The 20,532-nt window shown below is 52.5% G+C and carries 19 protein-coding genes and 2 tRNA genes; 5 read left to right on the top strand and 16 right to left on the bottom strand.

The features are described 5' to 3' along the window. Position 1: 1 nt before the first annotated feature. The 4 genes from ATW55_RS04015 to ATW55_RS04000 form a co-directional block, all read right to left on the bottom strand. The gene (locus ATW55_RS04015) at positions 2-652 is read right to left on the bottom strand and encodes a ferric reductase-like transmembrane domain-containing protein (protein WP_067712724.1); all 651 of its coding nucleotides are present in this window, start codon (positions 650-652) and stop codon (positions 2-4) included. A 26-nt stretch (positions 653-678) separates the two neighbouring features. After that, positions 679-1,038, bottom strand: a complete 360-nt coding sequence (locus ATW55_RS04010) for a hypothetical protein (protein WP_067712721.1) — start codon at positions 1,036-1,038, stop codon at positions 679-681. A gap of 32 nt (positions 1,039-1,070) precedes the next feature. Continuing rightward, positions 1,071-1,358, bottom strand: a complete 288-nt coding sequence (locus tag ATW55_RS04005; protein WP_067712717.1) for a hypothetical protein — start codon at positions 1,356-1,358, stop codon at positions 1,071-1,073. Between the two features lie 80 nt (positions 1,359-1,438). After that, on the bottom strand, positions 1,439-1,702 hold the full coding sequence (locus ATW55_RS04000; RefSeq protein WP_082685519.1) for a DUF1294 domain-containing protein: 264 nt from the start codon (positions 1,700-1,702) through the stop codon (positions 1,439-1,441). Between the two features lie 177 nt (positions 1,703-1,879). On the opposite strand from ATW55_RS04000, the gene lexA reads away from it, so the two are divergent. After that, positions 1,880-2,491, top strand: coding sequence for a transcriptional repressor LexA (lexA, locus tag ATW55_RS03995; protein WP_067712709.1), 612 nt, complete (start codon positions 1,880-1,882; stop codon positions 2,489-2,491). Between the two features lie 80 nt (positions 2,492-2,571). On the opposite strand, the gene glnA is transcribed toward lexA, so the two are convergent. The 12 genes from glnA to ATW55_RS03935 form a co-directional block, all read right to left on the bottom strand. Continuing rightward, a complete protein-coding gene (gene glnA, locus ATW55_RS03990; RefSeq protein WP_067713110.1) occupies positions 2,572-3,873 on the bottom strand; it encodes a type I glutamate--ammonia ligase in 1,302 nt (433 codons plus the stop codon). A gap of 55 nt (positions 3,874-3,928) precedes the next feature. Beyond that, positions 3,929-4,336, bottom strand: a complete 408-nt coding sequence (locus ATW55_RS03985) for a MerR family transcriptional regulator (protein ID WP_067712706.1) — start codon at positions 4,334-4,336, stop codon at positions 3,929-3,931. A gap of 75 nt (positions 4,337-4,411) precedes the next feature. Then, positions 4,412-5,656: an aminotransferase class I/II-fold pyridoxal phosphate-dependent enzyme gene (locus ATW55_RS03980; protein WP_067712704.1), complete on the bottom strand. Its 1,245-nt coding sequence runs from the start codon at positions 5,654-5,656 to the stop codon at positions 4,412-4,414. A 32-nt stretch (positions 5,657-5,688) separates the two neighbouring features. Then, positions 5,689-6,858 (bottom strand): GTPase HflX, encoded by a 1,170-nt coding sequence (hflX, locus tag ATW55_RS03975; RefSeq protein WP_067712699.1) that lies wholly within the window; start codon positions 6,856-6,858, stop codon positions 5,689-5,691. 136 nt (positions 6,859-6,994) lie between these two features. Then, the gene (locus ATW55_RS03970) at positions 6,995-8,002 is read right to left on the bottom strand and encodes an AAA family ATPase (protein ID WP_235586984.1); all 1,008 of its coding nucleotides are present in this window, start codon (positions 8,000-8,002) and stop codon (positions 6,995-6,997) included. A 105-nt stretch (positions 8,003-8,107) separates the two neighbouring features. Next, the gene (locus ATW55_RS03965; RefSeq protein WP_067712696.1) at positions 8,108-9,070 is read right to left on the bottom strand and encodes a DMT family transporter; all 963 of its coding nucleotides are present in this window, start codon (positions 9,068-9,070) and stop codon (positions 8,108-8,110) included. Beyond that, positions 9,058-9,924: a diaminopimelate epimerase gene (dapF, locus tag ATW55_RS03960; protein ID WP_067712693.1), complete on the bottom strand. Its 867-nt coding sequence runs from the start codon at positions 9,922-9,924 to the stop codon at positions 9,058-9,060. Before dapF ends, ATW55_RS03965 begins: the two co-directional genes overlap by 13 nt. Before the next feature lie 56 nt (positions 9,925-9,980). Continuing rightward, the gene (gene leuS, locus ATW55_RS03955; RefSeq protein ID WP_067712690.1) at positions 9,981-12,407 is read right to left on the bottom strand and encodes a leucine--tRNA ligase; all 2,427 of its coding nucleotides are present in this window, start codon (positions 12,405-12,407) and stop codon (positions 9,981-9,983) included. Between the two features lie 331 nt (positions 12,408-12,738). After that, positions 12,739-12,832, bottom strand: a tRNA-Ser gene (locus ATW55_RS03950). 7 nt (positions 12,833-12,839) lie between these two features. Beyond that, positions 12,840-12,914, bottom strand: a tRNA-Asn gene (locus ATW55_RS03945). 156 nt (positions 12,915-13,070) lie between these two features. Further along, entirely contained in the window at positions 13,071-15,200 is a 2,130-nt protein-coding gene (locus tag ATW55_RS03940; protein WP_235586983.1) for an ATP-dependent helicase, read from the bottom strand. A 171-nt stretch (positions 15,201-15,371) separates the two neighbouring features. Further along, complete coding sequence (locus ATW55_RS03935) at positions 15,372-16,709, bottom strand: MFS transporter (RefSeq protein WP_201024923.1); 1,338 nt, start codon at positions 16,707-16,709, stop codon at positions 15,372-15,374. Positions 16,710-16,818: 109 nt separating this feature from the next. On the opposite strand from ATW55_RS03935, the gene ATW55_RS03930 reads away from it, so the two are divergent. From ATW55_RS03930 to ATW55_RS03915, 4 genes are all read left to right on the top strand, one after another. Further along, a complete protein-coding gene (locus ATW55_RS03930; RefSeq protein WP_067712687.1) occupies positions 16,819-17,244 on the top strand; it encodes a hypothetical protein in 426 nt (141 codons plus the stop codon). A 156-nt stretch (positions 17,245-17,400) separates the two neighbouring features. Then, on the top strand, positions 17,401-18,909 hold the full coding sequence (locus tag ATW55_RS03925; protein WP_067712681.1) for an MDR family MFS transporter: 1,509 nt from the start codon (positions 17,401-17,403) through the stop codon (positions 18,907-18,909). Between the two features lie 73 nt (positions 18,910-18,982). Next, complete coding sequence (locus ATW55_RS03920; protein WP_067712677.1) at positions 18,983-19,951, top strand: sugar phosphate isomerase/epimerase family protein; 969 nt, start codon at positions 18,983-18,985, stop codon at positions 19,949-19,951. Between the two features lie 160 nt (positions 19,952-20,111). Then, positions 20,112-20,525 (top strand): hypothetical protein, encoded by a 414-nt coding sequence (locus tag ATW55_RS03915; protein ID WP_067712673.1) that lies wholly within the window; start codon positions 20,112-20,114, stop codon positions 20,523-20,525. Positions 20,526-20,532: the final 7 nt, after the last annotated feature.

The following is a 20,532-nucleotide window of genomic DNA, read 5'->3' as shown; positions in this document are numbered from 1 at the left end:
CCTAGAGACGGGCGCGCGCTTGATCTCGATTGCGACGGTTGCTCACGAACACATACCGAAGGATGACCATCGCAACGATCGCAAGAAGACTCCCCTGATAGAGCATCGTCAGTGCACGACTGTCACTGCCTGCCATCACTCCGTGCAAAAAAGACAAAATCCATGTCACGAGTGCGACGCGATGGACGGTCAGCCATTTCCCGCGCGGTAAAATTCGTGTGAAGCGCGCCGTACCAGCCATGAAAATGGTCGCATAAAGCGCGAGTGTGCCAATCCCCACATAAAGCGGGCGATACCCTGCTGTAAAAGGAATGAACGCCCCCATCAGATTGACATGCGCATAAGCGTCAAGAAGAAGGGACACCACGTGAATCACTAAAAAATAAATGAGAAAAAGGCTCATGAGCCTGTGGATCGGTAAAAGATATTTCGTTCCTTTCAACGCCTCTTTATTGGGCACACTCGATAGAATCAAGCCAAAGATCACGAGGACGGTCATCAGAACATATGCGGTGATCCCCGCTGCGCGCGCGAGCAACCAGGGTGTCATGCGGGCATACGCGCCCGTGTTTGTATGTGTTCCAAAAACGACAAGCGTGATAAAAAGAACACTCAAAACCCCTGTGTATAAAACGGTTCCCAGTGATTTCATTTAAAGTTATTCCTTTCCAAACCACCTCATGAAGCGCTTGTCGTTGCCTGTACGGAAGGTACTGCGGCAACTGCGGGAGGCGGTGTGACAATCTGTCCTGAGATGGGCACCGTCGGGAGCCCGGCTGAGCGCAGTTGCGCATTGACAGATTGAATAAAAGCAACATCTTTGTTCCACTGTGCGTGAAGTGCCTTGTCCGTTTGTGCCAATTGGCGATACTGCGCAGAGTTTATCGCATTTTTTCCATTTTTACTCGTTTGAATCGCATGAATCATGGGTGTTACGGCGGTCATGCCTAACTGATAGGTCGTTAAAAAAACGACGACGATGATCCCCCACAACATGCCGTGTCTCAGTACGCGTGACACAAGATCGTTTTTTTTCATACCTTTCAACCTCTCAGCGCTTCGCCCTTCTCTTAATTCTGTTCCGACGATTGCAGTTGTATGAGCCCCTCATTCGCCAATTGTTGAATGTGTGACTGGTAATTGGTCTGTAGCGCACTCAGTTGTTGTTGCATCTTTTGAATATCCGAAAGAAGGGATTGTGCAGACGACGGGATATTCGATCCCTGTGCTTCCCCCGTGTGGGCAAGTGGTACATACCCTATGCCGCTCTTGGCGTACGAAAGTCCAAACGTTAATCCAACACCTAACGCGACGGCAAGAAGGGGGATACGTTTCCAAGCGATCACCATGACAATCACCTCGGTGCAAACTCCCTCGAGTGAATTATCGCCTAAAAAGCTGACAAGATCCTGACAGTCGAAACAAGGCGTCACGTCCCTTAAAGAACACCGCGATCAAGAAGGTAGAGCGCGAGAATCACCCAAACAATCGAACTGACAGGCGCGAGAACCCGAAACGAATTGTGCCTTGTTTTGTGGCGGAATGCCTTCATGGCAAGCCAAGTACCTAGGCCGCCACCGCCTACGGTGAGCAAAAGCAATGTGCGCTCTCGGATTCTTCGTCGCTTGCGCCTTTTTGACGCGCGTTTATCATACAACATAAGAAAGAAAGAGAGTGCAGATAGCGCAATACACCAAGACACGAAATAAACGATCGCGCTTCCTCCTATCCTGTTGCACTACTATATCCCACGAACCGAACACACGTTTGAGCGTTGTGCACTTTCATGATATAATTTACCTGAAACCAGCCAGATTTGTATATTCTTATTGAGTGAAATTCTAATAACGATCGCGTACCAGGCAAAGGAGCCCTCTCCTTGACGAGAAGCAATGGACTGAGAAAACAAGACGAAATTTTGGATTATCTAAAAAAGGTCGTCTCAAAACGAGGCTACCCTCCCTCCGTGCGTGAGATTGGCGAGGCGTTGGGACTATCCAGTACATCGACGGTACACGCGCATCTCGCCAAACTCGAGCATCGCGGTCTCATTAAGCGCGATCCGACAAAACCGCGCGCCATTGAGATTGTTGATGAAACAACAAACCCCGTTCTTGGCGTTCCGCTGGTAGGACGTGTGACTGCAGGGATGCCCATCACGGCGATCGAAGAGGTTGAGGATTACTTGCCCATCCCTCCCCATCACCGCACAGCAAACGAATTGTTTGCACTTCGCGTGTGTGGCGAAAGCATGGTAGATGCAGGCATTTTTGATGGGGATATCGTGTATGTGAAGCGACAGCAGACCGCAGACAACGGCGAGATCGTCGTCGCGATGTCAGAAGACGGAGAAGCTACAGTTAAACGTTTCTTTAAAGAACAAGATCATATCCGTTTGCAGCCAGAAAATGCGTCGATGCAGCCTCTTTTTTACAATGATGTAACGATCCTAGGAAAGGTAATTGGTCTTTATCGTGACCTTCTCCGATGAACAAAACCGTACTGCGCAGTTGAAAAAGAGACAGGATACCCTGTCTCTTTTGTGTTAAAGGAGAGTCAAACTGCAAGTCATCAGTACAGCGATAGATATTGTTCTCTCTCCCAGGGATGCACCGTCGTGCGAAACATATCCCACTCAATCATCTTCGCCTCATAAAAGTGACGGTACGCGTGCTCTCCGAGCGCGTCGCGCATGACATCGTCATTCGCCAGATCATCTAACGCATCGCGCAGGCTTGCGGGAAGACTGAGAATTCCGGAGCGAACCCGCTCAATCTCATTCATCACGTAAATGTTTCGATTCACAGGGTGTGGCAACGTGCGCTTTTGCTCAATCCCATCAAGCCCTGCACGAAGCATGCACGCGATTGCGAGGTAGGGATTGGTCGCCGCGTCAGGACTTCGCAACTCTAGCCGCGTCGAGATGCCGCGCGCCGCAGGAACGCGCACGAGTGGACTGCGGTTTTTTGCCGACCAAGCGATATAGCAAGGCGCCTCATAACCTGGTACAAGACGTTTGTACGAATTGACGATCGGATTGGTAATCGCCGTAAATCCTTTCGCGTGATAAAGAATGCCAGCCAAATAGTGTCGGGCCGTCTGACTCAGTCCGAGTTCGTCTGCTTCGTCATAAAATGCGTTGCTTCCTCCGATAAAAAGCGATTGGTGGCAGTGCATGCCGGATCCGTTCACGCCATACAGCGGTTTTGGCATAAATGTCGCATGCAGTCCAAACTGACGCGCCACTGTCTTGACCACCAGTTTGAACGTCATAATCTGATCTGCCGCCTGCAGCGCGCTCGTGTAGCGAAAATCAATTTCGTGCTGGCCTGGCGCCACCTCGTGGTGAGACGCCTCGATCTCAAAACCGAGCGATTCTAACACAAGAACGATTTCTCGCCGACAGTTTTCGCCGAGATCAACGGGCGCCAAATCAAAATACCCACCTTGGTCATTCACTTCAGTCGTTGCGTTTCCCGACTCATCCATTTTAAATAGGAAAAATTCCGGCTCAGATCCCACATTCATCGAGGTGAACCCAAGCCGCTCTGCGTGAGCGAGTGCGCGCTTCAAGATCCCCCGCGGATCACCCGGAAACGGGCTACCGTCCGGAAGGTAGATGTCACAGATCAACCGAGCGACGCTCCCGCCCCCGCTCTGCCATGGAAACACGAGCCACGTCGAGAGATCAGGGTAAAGATACATATCCGACTCTTCGATGCGGACAAACCCCTCAATCGAAGAACCGTCAAACATGATGCGGTTGTCAAGCGCCTTTTCTAACTGACTGATAGGCACTTCCACATTTTTAATGACTCCAAGCAGATCTGTAAATTGCAGACGCAAATAACGGACGTCTTGTTCTTTGGCCATGCGCCGGATATCGTCTCTTGTATACAAGCGTTGCAAACTGTTCACCCTTTTTAGGTTAGGACTTATGGAAAAAACGAGACAATTCACCCTGAATCATCGACGTTCTCACGCCCGGATAATCTTGTCCCTCAGAGATCTCGCGCATGAGCAGCTCATGCAATTGCGAATCTGTCAACTCCGGCGTCACTTCCGGCCGCTGGATCGCGCCCGTGTGGCCAGGCTCGTTTTTATGAATCATTGCCTTAATGCCCGCGATGTTGAGCCCTTTGTCAATAAGACTCTTAATTTCCAGCAGGCGTTCAACATCGTTGAATGAAAACAATCGTTGATTGCCATCCGTTCGCTCAGGGTGAATCAATTCATTTTGTTCATAATAGCGAATTTGTCGCGCTGTCAAGTCGGTCAATCGCTGCACGATTCCGATCGGAAAAAGGGCTAGATTTCTCCTCGTCGCGTCATCCATTCATTGACCTCCGAACCTTCTGCTTCTGATCACAATGTATCATCCATACCAAAACAGGTCAATCTCAAGTTAGGGCTATGTAAGGTTTTCGCACGACATCGCTTTCACCGCAGCCGTCACTGCGAGCTTGACGTGTGAATACGTAAGCCCCCCTTGAAGATAGACAGTATAAGGTGGACGTAAAGGTCCATCCGCTGACAACTCAAGTGAAGCGCCCTGGACAAAGGCACCAGCCGCCATGATGACAGGATCTTCATAGCCAGGCATGGCCCACGGTTCAGGTTTTACATGCGCGTCAATGGGTGAGTTCGCCTGGATCGCGCGGCAAAAGGCAAGAAGTCGACCTGGGGTTTCAAGCCTTATTTTAAGGACAAGATCGCGCGGAAGAAGATCTGCGGATGGTTCACACAAATATCCGTTTTTTTGAAGGAGTGCCGCCGCAAACACCGACCCTTTCAAAGCCTGTCCAACAACATGCGGAGCCAAATACAGGCCCTGAAAAAACAAGCGGTAATTCTCATATGAGCCCGCTTCCGCACCAATGCCGGGTGCCGTGACGCGATAACTGATCGTCTCAATCGCCGCGTGGGTTCCGGCGATGTACCCTCCGGTCGGAGCGATGCCTCCGCCGGGGTTTTTAATGAGAGACCCGACGATGACATCCGCCCCGACATCTGTCGGCTCGTTTTCTTCCGTAAATTCACCGTAACAATTATCCACTAACAAGCGAATATCGGGATGCGCACGCCGAATGGCTGCAAACGCTTCTTTCAATTCAGCAATTGATAGCGCGCGCCGCCACGCATATCCGGCTGACCGCTGAAAGGCGATCACTTTTGTTTGCGGTGTCACCGCAGCGAGTATGCGTGCAAGATCAAGCTTGCCTGATTCACTGAGCGATACCGTCCGGAAGGCCACGCCAAATTCGCGCAGTGAACCCATCCCTTCTCCGCGCAATCCAATGACGGGAGCCAGCGTATCGTAAGGTTCACCCGTGGCGTAAAGCAGTTCATCGCCCGGTCGCAGCAAACCAAAAAAGGCAATGCTAAGCGCATGCGTTCCCGAGGCGATGCTTGCGCGAACAATCGCCCGCTCTGCGCCTAGCGAACGCGCAAACACGTGATCAAGCTGTTCACGCCCCCGATCCGAGTACCCGTACCCAGTCGATCCAAAAAGATGCGCATCCGAAAGGTTGACCGCCTGAAAGGCACGCAACACTTTTTCCTGATTGGCATCAACCAACTCATCAATCCGCGCACACTGTGGCGCAATCTCTTTTTCAATCGCGCGCCACAAAGCGCGCGTCTCATCATGTGCCATGCCCACACTCCTGTTAACCCGTTACATCAGACTCATTCCGCTGAATACGCCGTCTCGACAAACGGCAAAAAAAGAAACGCGTCACGCGAGTCGACTTGCAAATCAAAATGAAACGAATTCGCCTCATCGGTCATATTCTGGACGTTGCCTGCGCGATACGCCCGGGCAATCAGATCGCTGCGCTCAGACGGAACGCGCAAACGAAGATGGACGCGTGCGCCGAGCAGTTCATCAACCGCGTTTGCGATCTTAAAAAGTGTCTCTTCATCCGTAACATCTCCGGCAACGACGCGTTTTGCGCTTGGATCGCCGTGCACCGTAAGTAGCGCATCCGTTTTTTTATTCAACACCGTAATTACTGGCGCCACACTTTTTAATTCATTGTCAAGCACCTGATACACCGTGCTCATCTGAGCGTTTGCGTCTTCATCTTGCGCATCGACGACGTGCAGAAGTACGTCTGCGTCAACGGCCTCCTCAAGCGTCGCGCGAAACGCGTCGACGAGATGGTGCGGAAGCGCGCGAATGAACCCGACCGTGTCAGTCACCACCCACGTTCGCCCTTCATAGGTGATGCGGCGACTCGTCAAATCGAGCGTGTCAAAAATACGGTCATTCCCTCCACGCGACTCCCGCTCGCCAAAGCGTTTGGCAAGCTTTTGCAAAAGCGTCGACTTACCTGCGTTTGTATAGCCGACAAGGCCAATCGAGTACACCCCCTGCCGCTTGCGGCGGCGGCGATTTTCCCGGCGACGCTCTCCCTCAGCCTCCACGATGCGGCGTAAGTCAGAGATTTCCCGGCGTATGTTTCGGCGATCCGTCTCCAGTTGTGTCTCGCCAGGTCCCCTTGTCCCGATCCCTCCGCCAAGTCGCGAGAGATGACCTGACGAACCGATCAGACGCGGCAGTAAATAACTGAGCTGTGCCAGTTTGACCTGCGCCGATCCCTCCGCACTGACAGCGCGGCGCGCAAAGAGGTCGAGTATCAACTGCGTGCGATCGATGACGCGGACATTGACTCCATCCTCTAGGTTTCGCACCTGACTCCCCGTCAGATCGACACTAAAAATGACCAGATCCGCATCCACAGCGGCGACACGATCACACAGTTGCTCAAGCTTGCCTTTGCCAATCATCGTGCCAGCTCTTTTATCATCCACCTGTTGCGCGAGTTCATCGACCACGTCTGCCCCGGCACTCATCGCAAGATACGCAGTTCACTGCGTAAAATCGCCTGTTCGCGCAGCGACTCATCGTGAAACACGTGCATAAGAATTGCCCGCTCCATGCGCTTTGAAGATGTCGATAGCGTACCGCATCCCTCGCTCGTTTTTGCCGCTAGTGTACCACAGAATGAAGGATGTCACGCGCCTTGTCACCGCTTGTGCGATCATCGCGCTCCACATCGCGCAGATCGTTTGCGCATAAGGTCATCAACGCCTCACGGCTCGGATCGCGTTCCTCGACGACGCGCAGCGCGTGACGGCGAATCGCCCGATCAAGCATGTTGCGAACCGTGCGCCCATTGCTAAATGTCGCGGCCTCCCGCGACCTGCGAAGTGCGTGCCGCAGGCGAATGTATGCGTCCGGCGAGAGTGCGTATTCACGCGTTTCAAGCATGCGCACGGCGATTTGCATGAGTTCTGACTCAGAGAAATCCGGGAACGCAATATGATGCGGAAAGCGTGAGCAAAGTCCTGGATTGATCGCGAGAAACTCACTCATTTCCTGGGAATACCCAGCAAGGATGACCACAAGATCATCCTTGCGATCTTCAAGACCTTTGACCAGTGTGTCGATTGCCTCACGGCCAAAATCTTTTTCCCCACCGCGCGAAAGAGAGTACGCCTCATCAAGAAAGAGGATGCCCCCTTGCGCCCGATCAAGCAGTGTGCGCGTTTTTTGTGCCGTGTGTCCAATGTACTCGCCAACGAGATCGGCGCGCTCCGCCTCGACAAGATGCCCCTTTGACAGCACGCCAAGTGCCGCAAACATTTGTCCAAGAATGCGCGCAACCGTCGTTTTGCCCGTTCCCGGCTTCCCAGTGAAAACCATGTGCCAGACACTGCTGTCCGCTCTCAATTGATGCACCCGACGTTTGTTTTGAATCAGGGCGTACGCGTAGAGTTCTTCGATCATCGCCTTGACCTCCGTCAAGCCAACGAGTCGGTGTAATGGCTCCAAAAGCGCATTTTTGTCAACATCTGCAATCGGCGGTCTTTCGCTGACTGCACGCGAATCGGTGCGGCGTCGCGCAACGTCGCGATCATCCAAAGCACGTGCATAGGCCTCCTCAGGCCAAGTGCGGCTACCCCGTTCATTTCTTTGAAGCACAATTCGCGTCACACCATTCCCTCACCTATCTGCATAAAGATCACCGCCTGGCAATGCGCGGTGAATGCCATCCTACGCAGGTCACAAGTTTTCGGTGCCTATACCACGAATCAAGATTCAAAGTTGAGAAGAACGGTTCTCACGGGCTGTCTGTTCGCCCAGGTCTTTCCCGCTTGTTTGCACATTCGATTTTTGCAGCAAAAACGTGCCGACAAGTAGGACACCGCCGCCAAGAAATGTGCGCAGGGTCGGCAGCGTACCGATGATCACCCATTGAAGGAGCGCGGCAAAGACCGCCTGCGGATAAAAGGTCAGGCTGGCAGAAAGTCCTGTGGGCACGCGCGGCAAGGCGTACCCAAAAAGCGTGTAGGCGATGACACTGACAAAAAGTGCGATAAAAAGAAAGCCAAGCCACGCGGCCAGCGTGAGATGCGCATAGGTTTCTAAGGTGTGGTCTGCCTGCCCCTGCGCGAAGGCGATGAGCCAGAGAGCGAGAGCGCCTATGACGGAAGTGACGCCAAGCACGTCAAAGCGCGGCAGCGCCTGAAAAAGTTTACGCGAGATGACCGTGTAAAACGCGAAAGAAGCCATCCCGATGCCAGCGTCTAGCAGTGCCGACAAACTGGTGTGACCGCGGCCACTCGCCTTTGTCGCGATGAGAATGACCCCGAAAAGAGCGATGCCCATGCCAAGCAACTGTCTGCGCGACAAGCGCTCCCGATAGAACACAAACGCCAAGAAAGCGGCAAGAATTGGTGCGGCATTGATGATCAAAAGCGATTCGACGGGCGAGAGCGTCAAGAGCGACTGATAATAAAAAAGCGGATAAAAAACAGCGACAGAGAGTCCCGCCGCAGTAAGCGTGAGCCACGTGCGCATGCTCATTTGACGAAATCGTTTACGAGCGTGAAAAAGTGCAGGAAAAAAACAGAGTGCAGTGACCGTGAATCGCCCAACAGTAAGAGGAAGAGGTGCGATCACGCGCTCGACGTTTGCGCCAACGACTGCATGCGCACCCCAAATCGCGCTGACGATGAGCAGCGCGAACACGGCAAGGCGCGCCTGACTCACGCGCGCCACGGTTCATGCGGCCAATCTCCCGTGCAGATCTCTTCAGCAGGGCCCGTCATGTAGACATGCCCATCATAATCATAGCGGATCACAAGGTCTCCCCCGAGCAAATGGACAGTGACGTCCTCCCCGCGGTCACTCACGTTGTGAAGACACGCGGCGACAACAGCCGCGCACGCACCTGTGCCGCACGCCTGCGTGATCCCAGAACCGCGCTCCCAAACGCGAAAATCAAGCTCGCGGCGATTCTTCATCGTGATAAACTCGACATTGACGCGCTCTGGAAACAGCGCATGCCGCTCGACCAATGGGCCGTATACCTCGACGGGATGTGTTTTCGCATCATCGACAAAAAAGATCGCGTGTGGATTTCCCATCGAGATGCCTGTAAATTGAAGTGTTTCTCCATTTAGTGAGAGCTCATCATGTAGCGCAGTCTCTTCAGGCTCACCAGAGAGCACGGGGAGATCAGCGCGTCGCAGACGAGCTGGTCCCATGTCAACGGTCACAGTAGATACAAGATCGCGCTCGTCAATGTGTAAATCAAGCTTCATGACGCCCGCTTTTGTCTCCACTGTAATTGCCGACGCTTTCGTCAAGGCGTGGTCATAGAGGTACTTCCCGACACAGCGAATCCCGTTTCCGCAGTTTTGCGACTCTGACCCGTCCGCGTTAAGGATTCTCATCTGCGCGTCAGCGACTGCAGACGGTCCAATCGTGATCAATCCGTCAGAGCCGATACCGCGATTCACATCGGATACGGCAATGGCCAGGGGTGAAAGCGCCTCTTCTGGAATTTGTTCTTGCCAAAGATCGACGTAGATGTAGTTATTGCCAAGCCCATGCATTTTCGTAAAGCGCATCCTGTCATCGCCCCTTGATCGATTCGTGAAATGAACATCTTGCCATTTTAAAGAAGTCAGCGCACGACAATGTTCAGCAGTTTGCCTGCGACATAGATCGGTTTGACAATTGTTTTCCCATCGAGTGCCCGAGCGACTGCCTCTCGCGCCTTTCCCTGTTCAAAAACATTGTCAAGCGGCGCATCCATCGCCACCGTCATGCGATCTTTGATCTTGCCATTCACCTGAATCACGATCTCAACCTCATCCTCCTGCAGGTACAACGGGTCAAAGGTTGGCCACACTGCGAGAAAGACGGATGATGAGTGTCCAAGCATTCTCCAGCACTCTTCGGCCAAATGCGGCGCGAGCGGGCTTAGGCAAATGACAAACGCCTCAAGTGTCTCGCGATCAAGTGCGGCACTCTGATCCTGCATTTCGCCGACAAACTCCATAAAGGCGCTTACCACTGTGTTAAAGCGAAACCATTCGATACGCTCTGTCACGTGTTTAATCAAGCGATGGCGCGCTTTGAGCACAGCGCGGTCGGCCTGCTGCCGCCCCAAAGCGCCTGCCGCACGCTCTTCAACAAGCCGATAGACGCGCGAGAGAAACCGTGACATTCCGTCTATGGCGCGCGGGTTCCACTCTGCGTCCACTTCAGGCGGCCCGACAAAAAGCTCATAGAGACGCACCGTGTCTGTACCATAGCGTTCAACCAACTCATCAGGTGAAACGACATTTCCCTTTGACTTTGACATTTTTGCGCCGTTAAGTGTCAACATGCCTTGGTTAAACAGCCGCAAAAAAGGTTCATTAAACGAAATGACTTTTCGGTCATATAGCACCTTTGTAAAAAATCGCGCATAGAGCAAATGCAGCACTGCGTGCTCTACACCACCAATATACATGTCGACAGGAAGCCAGTGATCCACCTTTTCTTTTGAAAAAAGTTGTTCCTTGTTGTGTGGATCGGCAAAGCGCAAGAAATACCAGCACGAACCCGCCCACTGCGGCATCGTATCCGTCTCGCGCCGCGCAGGACCGTGACACTTTGGACACACCGTGTGCACAAACGAATCAATCGCCGCCAGCGGAGACTCGCCCGTTCCGGTCGGTTCATAGCGTTTCACATCCGGTAGAAGCACCGGAAGATCTGCCTCAGGGACCGGCACTGTACCACAGTTTGCACAGTGAATCAGGGGTATCGGCTCTCCCCAATAGCGCTGGCGCGCAAATACCCAATCCCGCAATTTATAAGATACAACCGCCTCTGCCAGACCATTTTTCTCCAAATGCGCGACGATTGCGCGCTTTCCTTCTGCGATGACAAGTCCGTCAAACGAACCTGAATGAACAAGCACCCCTTCTCCGGTGTACGCTTCCAAAAGAGGAGCGTTCGCGTTCACACCAGGCTCTGCAATCACGCGGCGAATGGGCAATTGATACGCCTTTGCAAACGCAAAGTCGCGCTCGTCATGCCCTGGCACGGCCATGATCGCACCAGTCCCATAGTCCATGAGCACATAATCCGCGATGTAAATCGGCAACGCTTCACCATTGATCGGGTTCACCGCATACGCGCCTGTGAACTGTCCCGTTTTTGATTTGTCCTGCATCTGCCGCGTGAGCGCGCTTTTGGCAAGCGCATCGCGTGCATACGCCTGAACGGCCGCACGCTGTTCGTCTTTTGTAATGACCTCAACCAATGGATGCTCAGGCGCCAAAACCATGTACGTCGCTCCGTACAGCGTGTCAGGACGTGTCGTAAACACTTCGATCTGTTGATCTGCGCAATCTTTTATCACAAAACGAATCCGTGCACCTTCACTTTTTCCAATCCAATTCGCCTGCATTTTTTTAACCTTTTCCGGCCACTCAAGCGAATCGAGATCCGCGAGCAACCGCTCGGCATACGCAGTGATGCGAAGCATCCATTGATTCAGATTCTTTTTGGTCACCTCCGACCCGCAGCGTTCACACGCCCCGTCCACCACTTCTTCATTCGCAAGACCCGTTTTACAGCTTGGGCACCAGTTGATCGGCATCTCCTTGCGGTACGCCAAACCCATGTCATAGAGTTGCAAAAAGATCCACTGCGTGAATTTGTAATACTCGGGAGAACTCGTGTTGATTTCGCGAGTCCAGTCAAACATCGCGCCCATCTGCTCGAGTTGCGATTTAAAGTTTGCGATGTTGCGGGCCGTACCTAAAGACGGATGGATGCCCTTTTTAATCGCGTCATTCTCTGCGGGAAGTCCAAACGCGTCCCACCCCATGGGGTGAAGCACCTCATAACCGCGCAAGCGCTTGTAGCGGCTGAACACATCCGACAACACATACCCACGCCAGTGACCAACGTGAAGACCCGAGCCAGAGGGATAAGGAAACATGTCAAGACAGTAATACTTGGGTCGCGAACTGTCATCGCGCGCTTCATTTAAACGCGCCTCTCTCCACGCTTCTCGCCATTTTGGTTCAATGATGTTTGGTTCATACCCCATAATTGCTGCCTCCTGTTGCGCTCAAATGCGCCGATCTGCCATTTTTCGCATAAAAAAAAGACCCACCCACACAGGGACGGAAATCACTCCGCGGTACCACCCTGCTTAGGACGAAAGCCCTCGCTCAACGCCGATAAAGGGGCGACCTTGACCACTCCGGACTGAGTTTCACGACCGCTTGCGCTTGGCTCGCACAACCGCCAATTCTCTGTACGCGCCTTGTCGCTACTTTGTTCCATCGCTGTGGCAACAGCACTGATTTTTTGAAAGTATACGCTGTTTTCCAGAAAAACACAAGAAAAAGCGAACGCACAATCGGCATTCGCTTTTGTGGCGGAGTGAGAGGGATTCGAACCCTCGATACGCCTTTACAGCGTATACTCGCTTAGCAGGCGAGCGCCTTCGACCAACTCGGCCATCACTCCAAAAAATTGGCTCCTCGAGTAGGATTTGAACCTACGACCCTCCGGTTAACAGCCGGATGCTCTACCGCTGAGCTATCGAGGAACGTTTCATAACGCTCTTGAAGTATATAGGGATTCTCTTTAAAATGCAAGTCCTGCGCGACAAATTTTGACTTTCAGGTTAGACGGTAAGACGGCGCCCGCACGCCACCGTCTTCGGGAAAAAGAATCGACTGCGCCGTTATTTCGTGCTAGAGTGCTATCCTAACACACGCAGGCGGGTAATTCGCGGCACGATGTCTTTGGTGCCGTACTTTGAGCGAAACGTAATCGAAAGCATTTGCTCCTCGCCCGCGCCCACAAGGTCTGTGATCACCCCGACACCGTACTGAGGATGGCGCACCGACATCCCGATTTCAAAGCGCGCCTCCTGCACGGGATCGGCGCCTGTCCGTTCGGTGAAGTCTTCTGGAATCTCCTGCAAAAAACGTGACGGATCATTCATATGCACCTGCCCGAACGTGCTGCGCTCAAGACAGTACGAAAGGTGAAGCTTATCCTTTGCCCGCGTGACTGCAACGTAAAATAAATTGCGTTCTTCTTCGACGCCTTCCAGTGTATCTAGCGAGCGGCTGTGCGGGAAAACGGTCTCCTCAACCCCAAGAACAAAAACCACTGGAAACTCCAGCCCCTTTGACGCGTGAACCGTCATCAAACGCACCGCATCGCGCTCATCATTTTCGTTTCGATCAACCTCCGTCATCAGGCTCGTCTCTGCGAGAAAGTCAAGCACGCTTCCGCGGCGCCTGCGATCAAAGGAACGTGTGATGCGGTCAAGCTCATCAAGATTCTCAAGGCGCGCGCGATCCTCTTCTTTTGAACTCTGCGCGTACATTTCGCGATAGCCAGTTTCCCGCAGAACATCGTGCAAAAACTCTGTAACCGTCGCCCCAATCATGCGTTCTTGAAGTGAGTCCATCAACTGTGCGAAGCGCGCGACCTGCTCAGCCGACTTAAGCTGTTCGATCTTTTTTGCCTGCTTGATCGCATCCATCAGCGTCAGATCCTCATCATGCGCATAATCAAGCAACTTGCGTATCGTTCCTTCGCCGATTGAGCGCTTGGGGATGTTGATGATCCGAAGCAAAGAGATCTCATCTTGCGGGTTGGCGATCGCCTTGAGATACGCCATGACATCCTTGATTTCACGGCGGTCATAAAAGGTCATTCCGCCCACGACGTGATAGGGAATTGCCGCTTGAAGGAGTACGTCCTCGACGGCACGCGACTGGGCGTTTGCGCGATAAAGCACCGTGCAATCCGAAAATCGCCCGCCATCTCCAACGTGCGCCTGAATCTTTGATAGCGTGTAAATCGCCTCATCCTCTGCATCCTGCGCAGCGTAGACCGCAATTTTTTCACCCGCGCCCTTCGTTGACCAAAGCGATTTCTCCACGCGGTTTTGATTGTTTTGAATGACGGCGTTGGCCGCTTTTAAAATCGTTTCTGTCGAGCGGTAATTCTGTTCCAGTTTGATCATTTTGTGTGTTGGAAAATCGCGGCCAAAGTAGTCCAGATTCGCGCGGTCCGCCCCACGCCAGCGGTAGATGGCCTGATCGGCGTCCCCGACGACGCACACGTTTTGATGTTCTCGCGCGAGCATATGAATCAACTGATACTGCGCGCGGTTTGTATCCTGATACTCATCGACGTGAATATAGAGAAATTTTTCTTGATACGTTTTTAACACATCTGGAAACGTTTCAAAAAGCGTAACCGTTTTTCCGATAAGATCGTCAAAATCAAGAGCATTGGCACGGCGCAATTGTTGCTCATACGCCAAAAACACCCCACGCACAATCGGATCGACCGGACTGTTGCCCGCTGACACAAATGTCGCGGGCGACTGCAATTCATTTTTTGCGGCAGATATTTTCCACTGCACAGAAGCTGGATCAAACTTCTTAATGTCATGGTTCAAATCGAGCATGCACTGCTTGATCATGGATGCTTGATCATCCGCGTCAAGAATTGTAAAAGTTGGGGTGAGATCGAGATGACGTGCCTCACGCCGCAAAATTTTCACACACATGGCGTGAAATGTGCAGATCCACATATCATCCGCCGCGTCCCCGATCCATTGGCGCACGCGTTCGCTCATCTCACGCGCTGCCTTGTTTGTAAATGTGATGGCAAGAATGTTCCAGGGGTCAAGTTTTTTTACGTTTGTCAAATAGGCGATGCGTCGTGTCATAACGCTGGTTTTTCCAGATCCCGCTCCAGCCAGCAAGAGCAGCGGACCATCCGTTGTCACGACTGCCTCGCGCTGTGGACCATTTAATGACGAGAGAAGTTGCTCTTCATTGATTGCCTTTGTCATCACTGTCATACGTGTTCCTCCGTACAAAAAGCACTAGAAAACGTACATGAGCTTATCACGGATGGCACGGAATCGAAAAGCAGGAATGTGCGCATTCATCGCGAACAGGTTCCTGCCCGTTTGCCAATATGCCTTGCAATCCCTGCCGTTTTCTCGTTGTTTTAAACTCACTTTTCATCATCACACCGCCTCTGCCGCATAACGCCGCATGAGCAGGGGGAAGAGTACGACATAGGCAAGCTGTAGCGCAAACGCTGCGACAAATGGCTCTGCGAGTGAACCCAAACCGATCAACATGCCGCCAAGCGCCGGTCCAAACGCGGCTGGAACGGTCCAAGAAATCGCGTTTATACTGCTTGCGAACCCTCTTCGCGAATCGCGCACAAGACTGACGCCAAACGCTTGGCGCGCCCCAACGGAACTCCGATTGACGATAGAGCGCAGAATGTATAAGAGTGCCGCGATCGAGAAATGGGCCGAAAACGGGATCGCAATCAAAAGCACAAGTCCCGCAATGCGCGGAATGACGACAGCCCGCATCAAGCCATAGGTGCGTGAGAGCCTGCCTACCAACAGAGACGATGCGGCGGTAAGAAAAAAGGTCAACGCATAGACAGGGCCAATCGCTTCTGGACCCACGCCGAATCGGACGTTAAACCAATACGGGAAAAGTGGCGCGATCACGCCTACGCCGAGTGAATTTATCATATTGACAATGCTGAGACGAAAAAGCGCCACATTCTCACGCCGTCTGACCGTGCGTTCCTGCAATTTGGCGTCAGAAAAAACGTCATGCGCGCTTTGATGCGGGCCCTCAGGAAATACGGGCCGCGCGACAGACACTTGTTTTTCCTGCGGTGGTTCTTTGTCAGTATCGCTTGACAGTTGCGCCTGAGTGCGCACCTCTTTGATGCGATAAATCTGCACCGAATTGATCACTGCAACGGACAACGTCAGGATAAATAGAGGCAAATAAGCCCCTGCACCGCCTCGGATCGGCAACATATGAGGCAACCCACCGGCCATCAGCGACCCGATGCCCATCCCGGCAAATTGCAATCCGGCATTTGCACTAAATACGCTCCCCCGCCTTTTTGCATCAATCACTTGAGCAAGCCACGCCTGCTCAGCCGGGGCAAACGGGCCTGACGCGCCATTGGCTCCACGCCCAAACCCAAAAATGCCCCCAATCACCGCGAGCAAGAGTGCGCTTGGAGCAAAAATGACCAGAAGCGTCCCGAGTGCGAGTCCGGATTCATACATGAGTAAAAAACGACGACGGCCAATCCTGTCGCTTGAGATGCCAATCCATAAGCTGAGCAGGGAACCAACGAGTCCTCCGGCCATGAGCAATAGGCCGATCTCGGGCGCAGTCCAGTGGCGCGCGCGCAAGTAGAGCGTGAAGTCCACACCCATCGCACCTTGTGCGATGCTGCGCAAAAACCGCGTCTGAATCAAGGTTTTTGCCACAGGGTTCAGACGTTGGATCCCCTGCCATTTTTCGATGACAAAACGCACGCGTGGCACACCCCTCTTTCGTTTCCCTGACACTGTGATTTGGAACTTGTCAAAACGCCCATTACAAAGGATAATTCTACTAGAAAGTCAAACAGAGGGGAACGAACCTGTGGGGGTGTTGTTGGTGAATAAAGGAATACGAATGGCCTTTGCTGCACTTCCTGTCCTTTCACTTCTTCTCGTTCCCATCCCTGCACTTGCCAAAGTGGTACACCCCCTTTATGACAACCTTTTGCTTCCACAGGCAAGAGGCAATGTCCATAGCGAATTGCGCGCTTTACACCACAAGCTTCGAGCAATCGATGAAAACGGCAGGGTCGCCCTGCTCGATGTGTTTGTCACCCCAAACGGGAAACATTACTTCATTGGAAAGATTGACCTGTTTCACAAGAAGGCAACCCTCTATTTTATTAATCGCACCCTTTTTGTAAACCTTCCCGCAATACGCGCGGCACTTGCCGACGAGCCCGACTTTGAATTGATCGGGCACGCCCTTGATGTCTATGACGGGGTTATTCGCGTCTCACTGCGCTAGACAGACCTGACGCTTTGAACGCATGTCACAAACGGTTACACCGCGTTTGTGCAAAACGTTTTGCCCCATTTCAAACGCCCCACTTGAAGGAATTTGCCAACTTTCTTATGATGGATGAATCGCCGTCACGTGAGGCGTTAGAAAGGAAGGTGAGAGATGCGCTCAACCAATCGTCAAAGTGTCACGATTGCCGTTATGGTGGCAACCTTTTTGACAGCGATGGACAACACCGTGGTCAGCACAGCCATGCCGACGATTGTGAGCGATTTAGGCGGAATTCAATTGATGAGTTGGGTGTTTGCCGTCTATGTATTGACAACTGCCGCGACAACACCCCTTTTCGGAAAGCTATCCGATCTCTATGGCAGAAAGCTTGTCTTCACCATAGGAACGACTCTCTTTTTAGTCGGGTCCGCCCTTTCTGGCGCTTCCCAAACCATGGTGGAGTTGATCTTGTTTCGCGCCTTTCAGGGAATAGGAGCAGGGGCTGTTTTCCCGATTACACTCACCATTATCGGCGATCTCTATCAGGGAGAAGCGCGGGCGCGCATTCAGGGATTGTTTAGCGCCGTCTGGGGAATTTCCGGTGTGGTTGGACCTTTGATTGGCGGCTTTTTCGTCGATGTCCTTTCTTGGCGCTGGATTTTTTATATCAATATTCCGATTGGCGTCGCCTCCATGATCCTGTTATGGACTTTTCTACATGAAAAATTCGAGAAAAAGAATCATCGCATCGACATTCTCGGCGCACTACTTTTTCTCGTTGGCATTTCCTCTTTGCTTTTCGCCATTTTGAGCGGCGGGCAAACCATCGCCTGGAACTCACCTGTTTTGCTCGGACTGCTGGCAGTCTCTGCAGTTTCTCTCGCACTCTTTCTCTTCGTCGAATCGCGTGCGATAGAGCCGATGTTGCCGCTTTCCCTTTTTCAACTGCCAGGGATTGCGGTCGCCAATCTCGCCAGCCTGTTTGGCTCAGCGGTGCTGATTGCCATGTCTGTCTACATACCGCTTTTTGTTCAAGGAATCATGGGGCAGTCCGCAACCAGCGCAGGACTCACGCTCACACCCATGTCAATCGGTTGGCCGCTTGGCGCGGCGGTTGGCGGGCGGATCATGTTTCGCATTGGACCGCGCAGCACGAGTGTTCTTGGCGCGTTCCTCCTCGTTCTCGGATGCGCATGGCTCACCCTGTTGCCCATCGGGACAAGCCAGTGGCCGTTTCTTTTGATCATGGTCATCGTCGGATTTGGTTTCGGTTTCGCCTTTACCGCATTTACCATCCTTGTGCAATCTGCCGTCGACTGGACGATGAGAGGAACCTCAACCGGGACCAACCAGTTTATGCGAAACATCGGGCAAACACTCGGAATTGCCTTTTTTGGTTTGTTGCTGAATGACACGGTCGCACAAAAATTGATGAATAAAGCACTCATTCGCGTGACACACGGCAGTGCGGGAATGCTTGGACGCTTGCTTGATCCCGCAGTCGCGTCCCATTTCCCCCCAAGCTTTGTGCAAATGATGCGCGCTGTGCTGTATGATGGATTGCATGCAGTCTTTATCACGGTGATTGCAGTTTCCATCATCATGTTTTTACTCACTCTTTTTCTGCCGACAACGTTTCCAGAACAGACGCAGTCGCAATCGCCGAAAGCGTCCGCCTGAGCGAAACCCGCGAAAAATCGCATGCATTTGCCAATTCTCCGGCAAGAATGCTTGAATAGAAAGGTTGATTTTTGTGAAACTCGGCGTATTTACGGTATTGTTTGGCGATCGGACATTCGAAGAAGCGCTTGATCTGATTGCGAATGCGGGCCTACAAACGGTAGAGATCGGTTGTGGACCCTACCCAGGCAAAGCACATTGCGACCCCGATCAACTCCTTGTGGATGAGCGAGCGCGCGAAGCATTCATGCACGCGATTACATCTCGCGGACTCTCCATCAGCGCACTCAGCGTTCACGGCAATCCTCTGCACCCTAACGCAGAAATCGCCAAAGAACACCATCGTCAGTTTGAACAGGCAGTGCGACTCGCAGAAACGCTTGGCGTGGATACCGTCGTCACATTTTCTGGGTGTCCCGGCGAGTCAGAACACTCCCAAAACCCCTCTTGGGTGACCTGCCCGTGGCCAGAGGAGTTCGCGAAGGTCCTTGAGTGGCAGTGGAATGAGAAGGTCATTCCTTACTGGAAAAAACAGCATGAATTTCTTGAGGCACACAACGTGCGCGTCGCCATCGAGGCACATCCTGGGTTTGTCGTCTATCACACCGAGTCCATGTTGCGCCTGCGCAACGCGTGTGGACCGCGCATTGGCGTCAACTTTGATCCGAGTCATCTCTTTTGGCAGGGCATGGATCCTGTCGCAGCCATCAAGACACTAGGCAAGGCAGACGCAATTTTTCATGTACACGCAAAAGATACGAGCTTTGACCGTGAGAACATGAGCCAAAACGGAGTTCTTGATACAAAGAGTTACAGAAATGAACTGGAGCGTTCATGGATCTTTCGCACAGTCGGCTATGGACACGGCGAAGAAACATGGCGCAACATCATCAGTGCGCTGCAATTGGTCGGCTACACAGGAGCCGTCAGCATCGAGCACGAAGACAGCCTGATGGCGCTTGAGGAAGGGTTTTTAAAAGCAGCGACATTTTTAAACGGACTGTTGATTCGCGACCGCCTAGAGTCCATCTGGTGGACGTAACCCAACCCGCGCCTTGTCTAAAAAACACCCCGTGCAGAACGATCGCTCTGCATGGGATGTTTTTTCATTTTGCGACAAAAAATAAAAAGGCTGAGCGAAACCTAAAAACAGCCAGTCCCCCGCTACGTACGATCACTCATTCTGAGAAAGGATGTTCCATATGATGATTGCAACGGGGCGCATTCCCATCCTTCTTGCGCTTGGAGTCACCGGAATGCTTTACGGAACACACTACATCGTGACCGCGCCTGGATACGCTCCACCAGTGCATGACGCAAAAGCGGCAACCGAAAGCCGCGACCAACTGCAACTACGCGACGACATCATAGCGACCCAAAAGTCACTCACCGTGATCAATGCCGCATCGCTTACACTCAAACAGCTGCTTGATGAGAACCACGCATTGCGAAATGAGGTTTCAACACTTATTGCAAGCAATCACCATAATGTGACAACACTTGAAAATCTCTATGGCACAAGGCTCAATCAGTACCAGGCAGCGCTATCGCGCGCAAACGCATTGCTTGCCGCGCGCTCTTCGACAACTTACAGCGGTGATGACAATGGGGATTGACCGCGTT

This window comes from Ferroacidibacillus organovorans, assembly GCF_001516615.1.
In the GTDB taxonomy this organism is placed as follows: Bacteria; Bacillota; Bacilli; order Alicyclobacillales; family SLC66; genus Ferroacidibacillus; species Ferroacidibacillus ferrooxidans_B.
The sequence above is the reverse complement of the archived record's forward strand: the minus strand, read 5'-3'. Positions and strand labels throughout refer to the sequence as shown.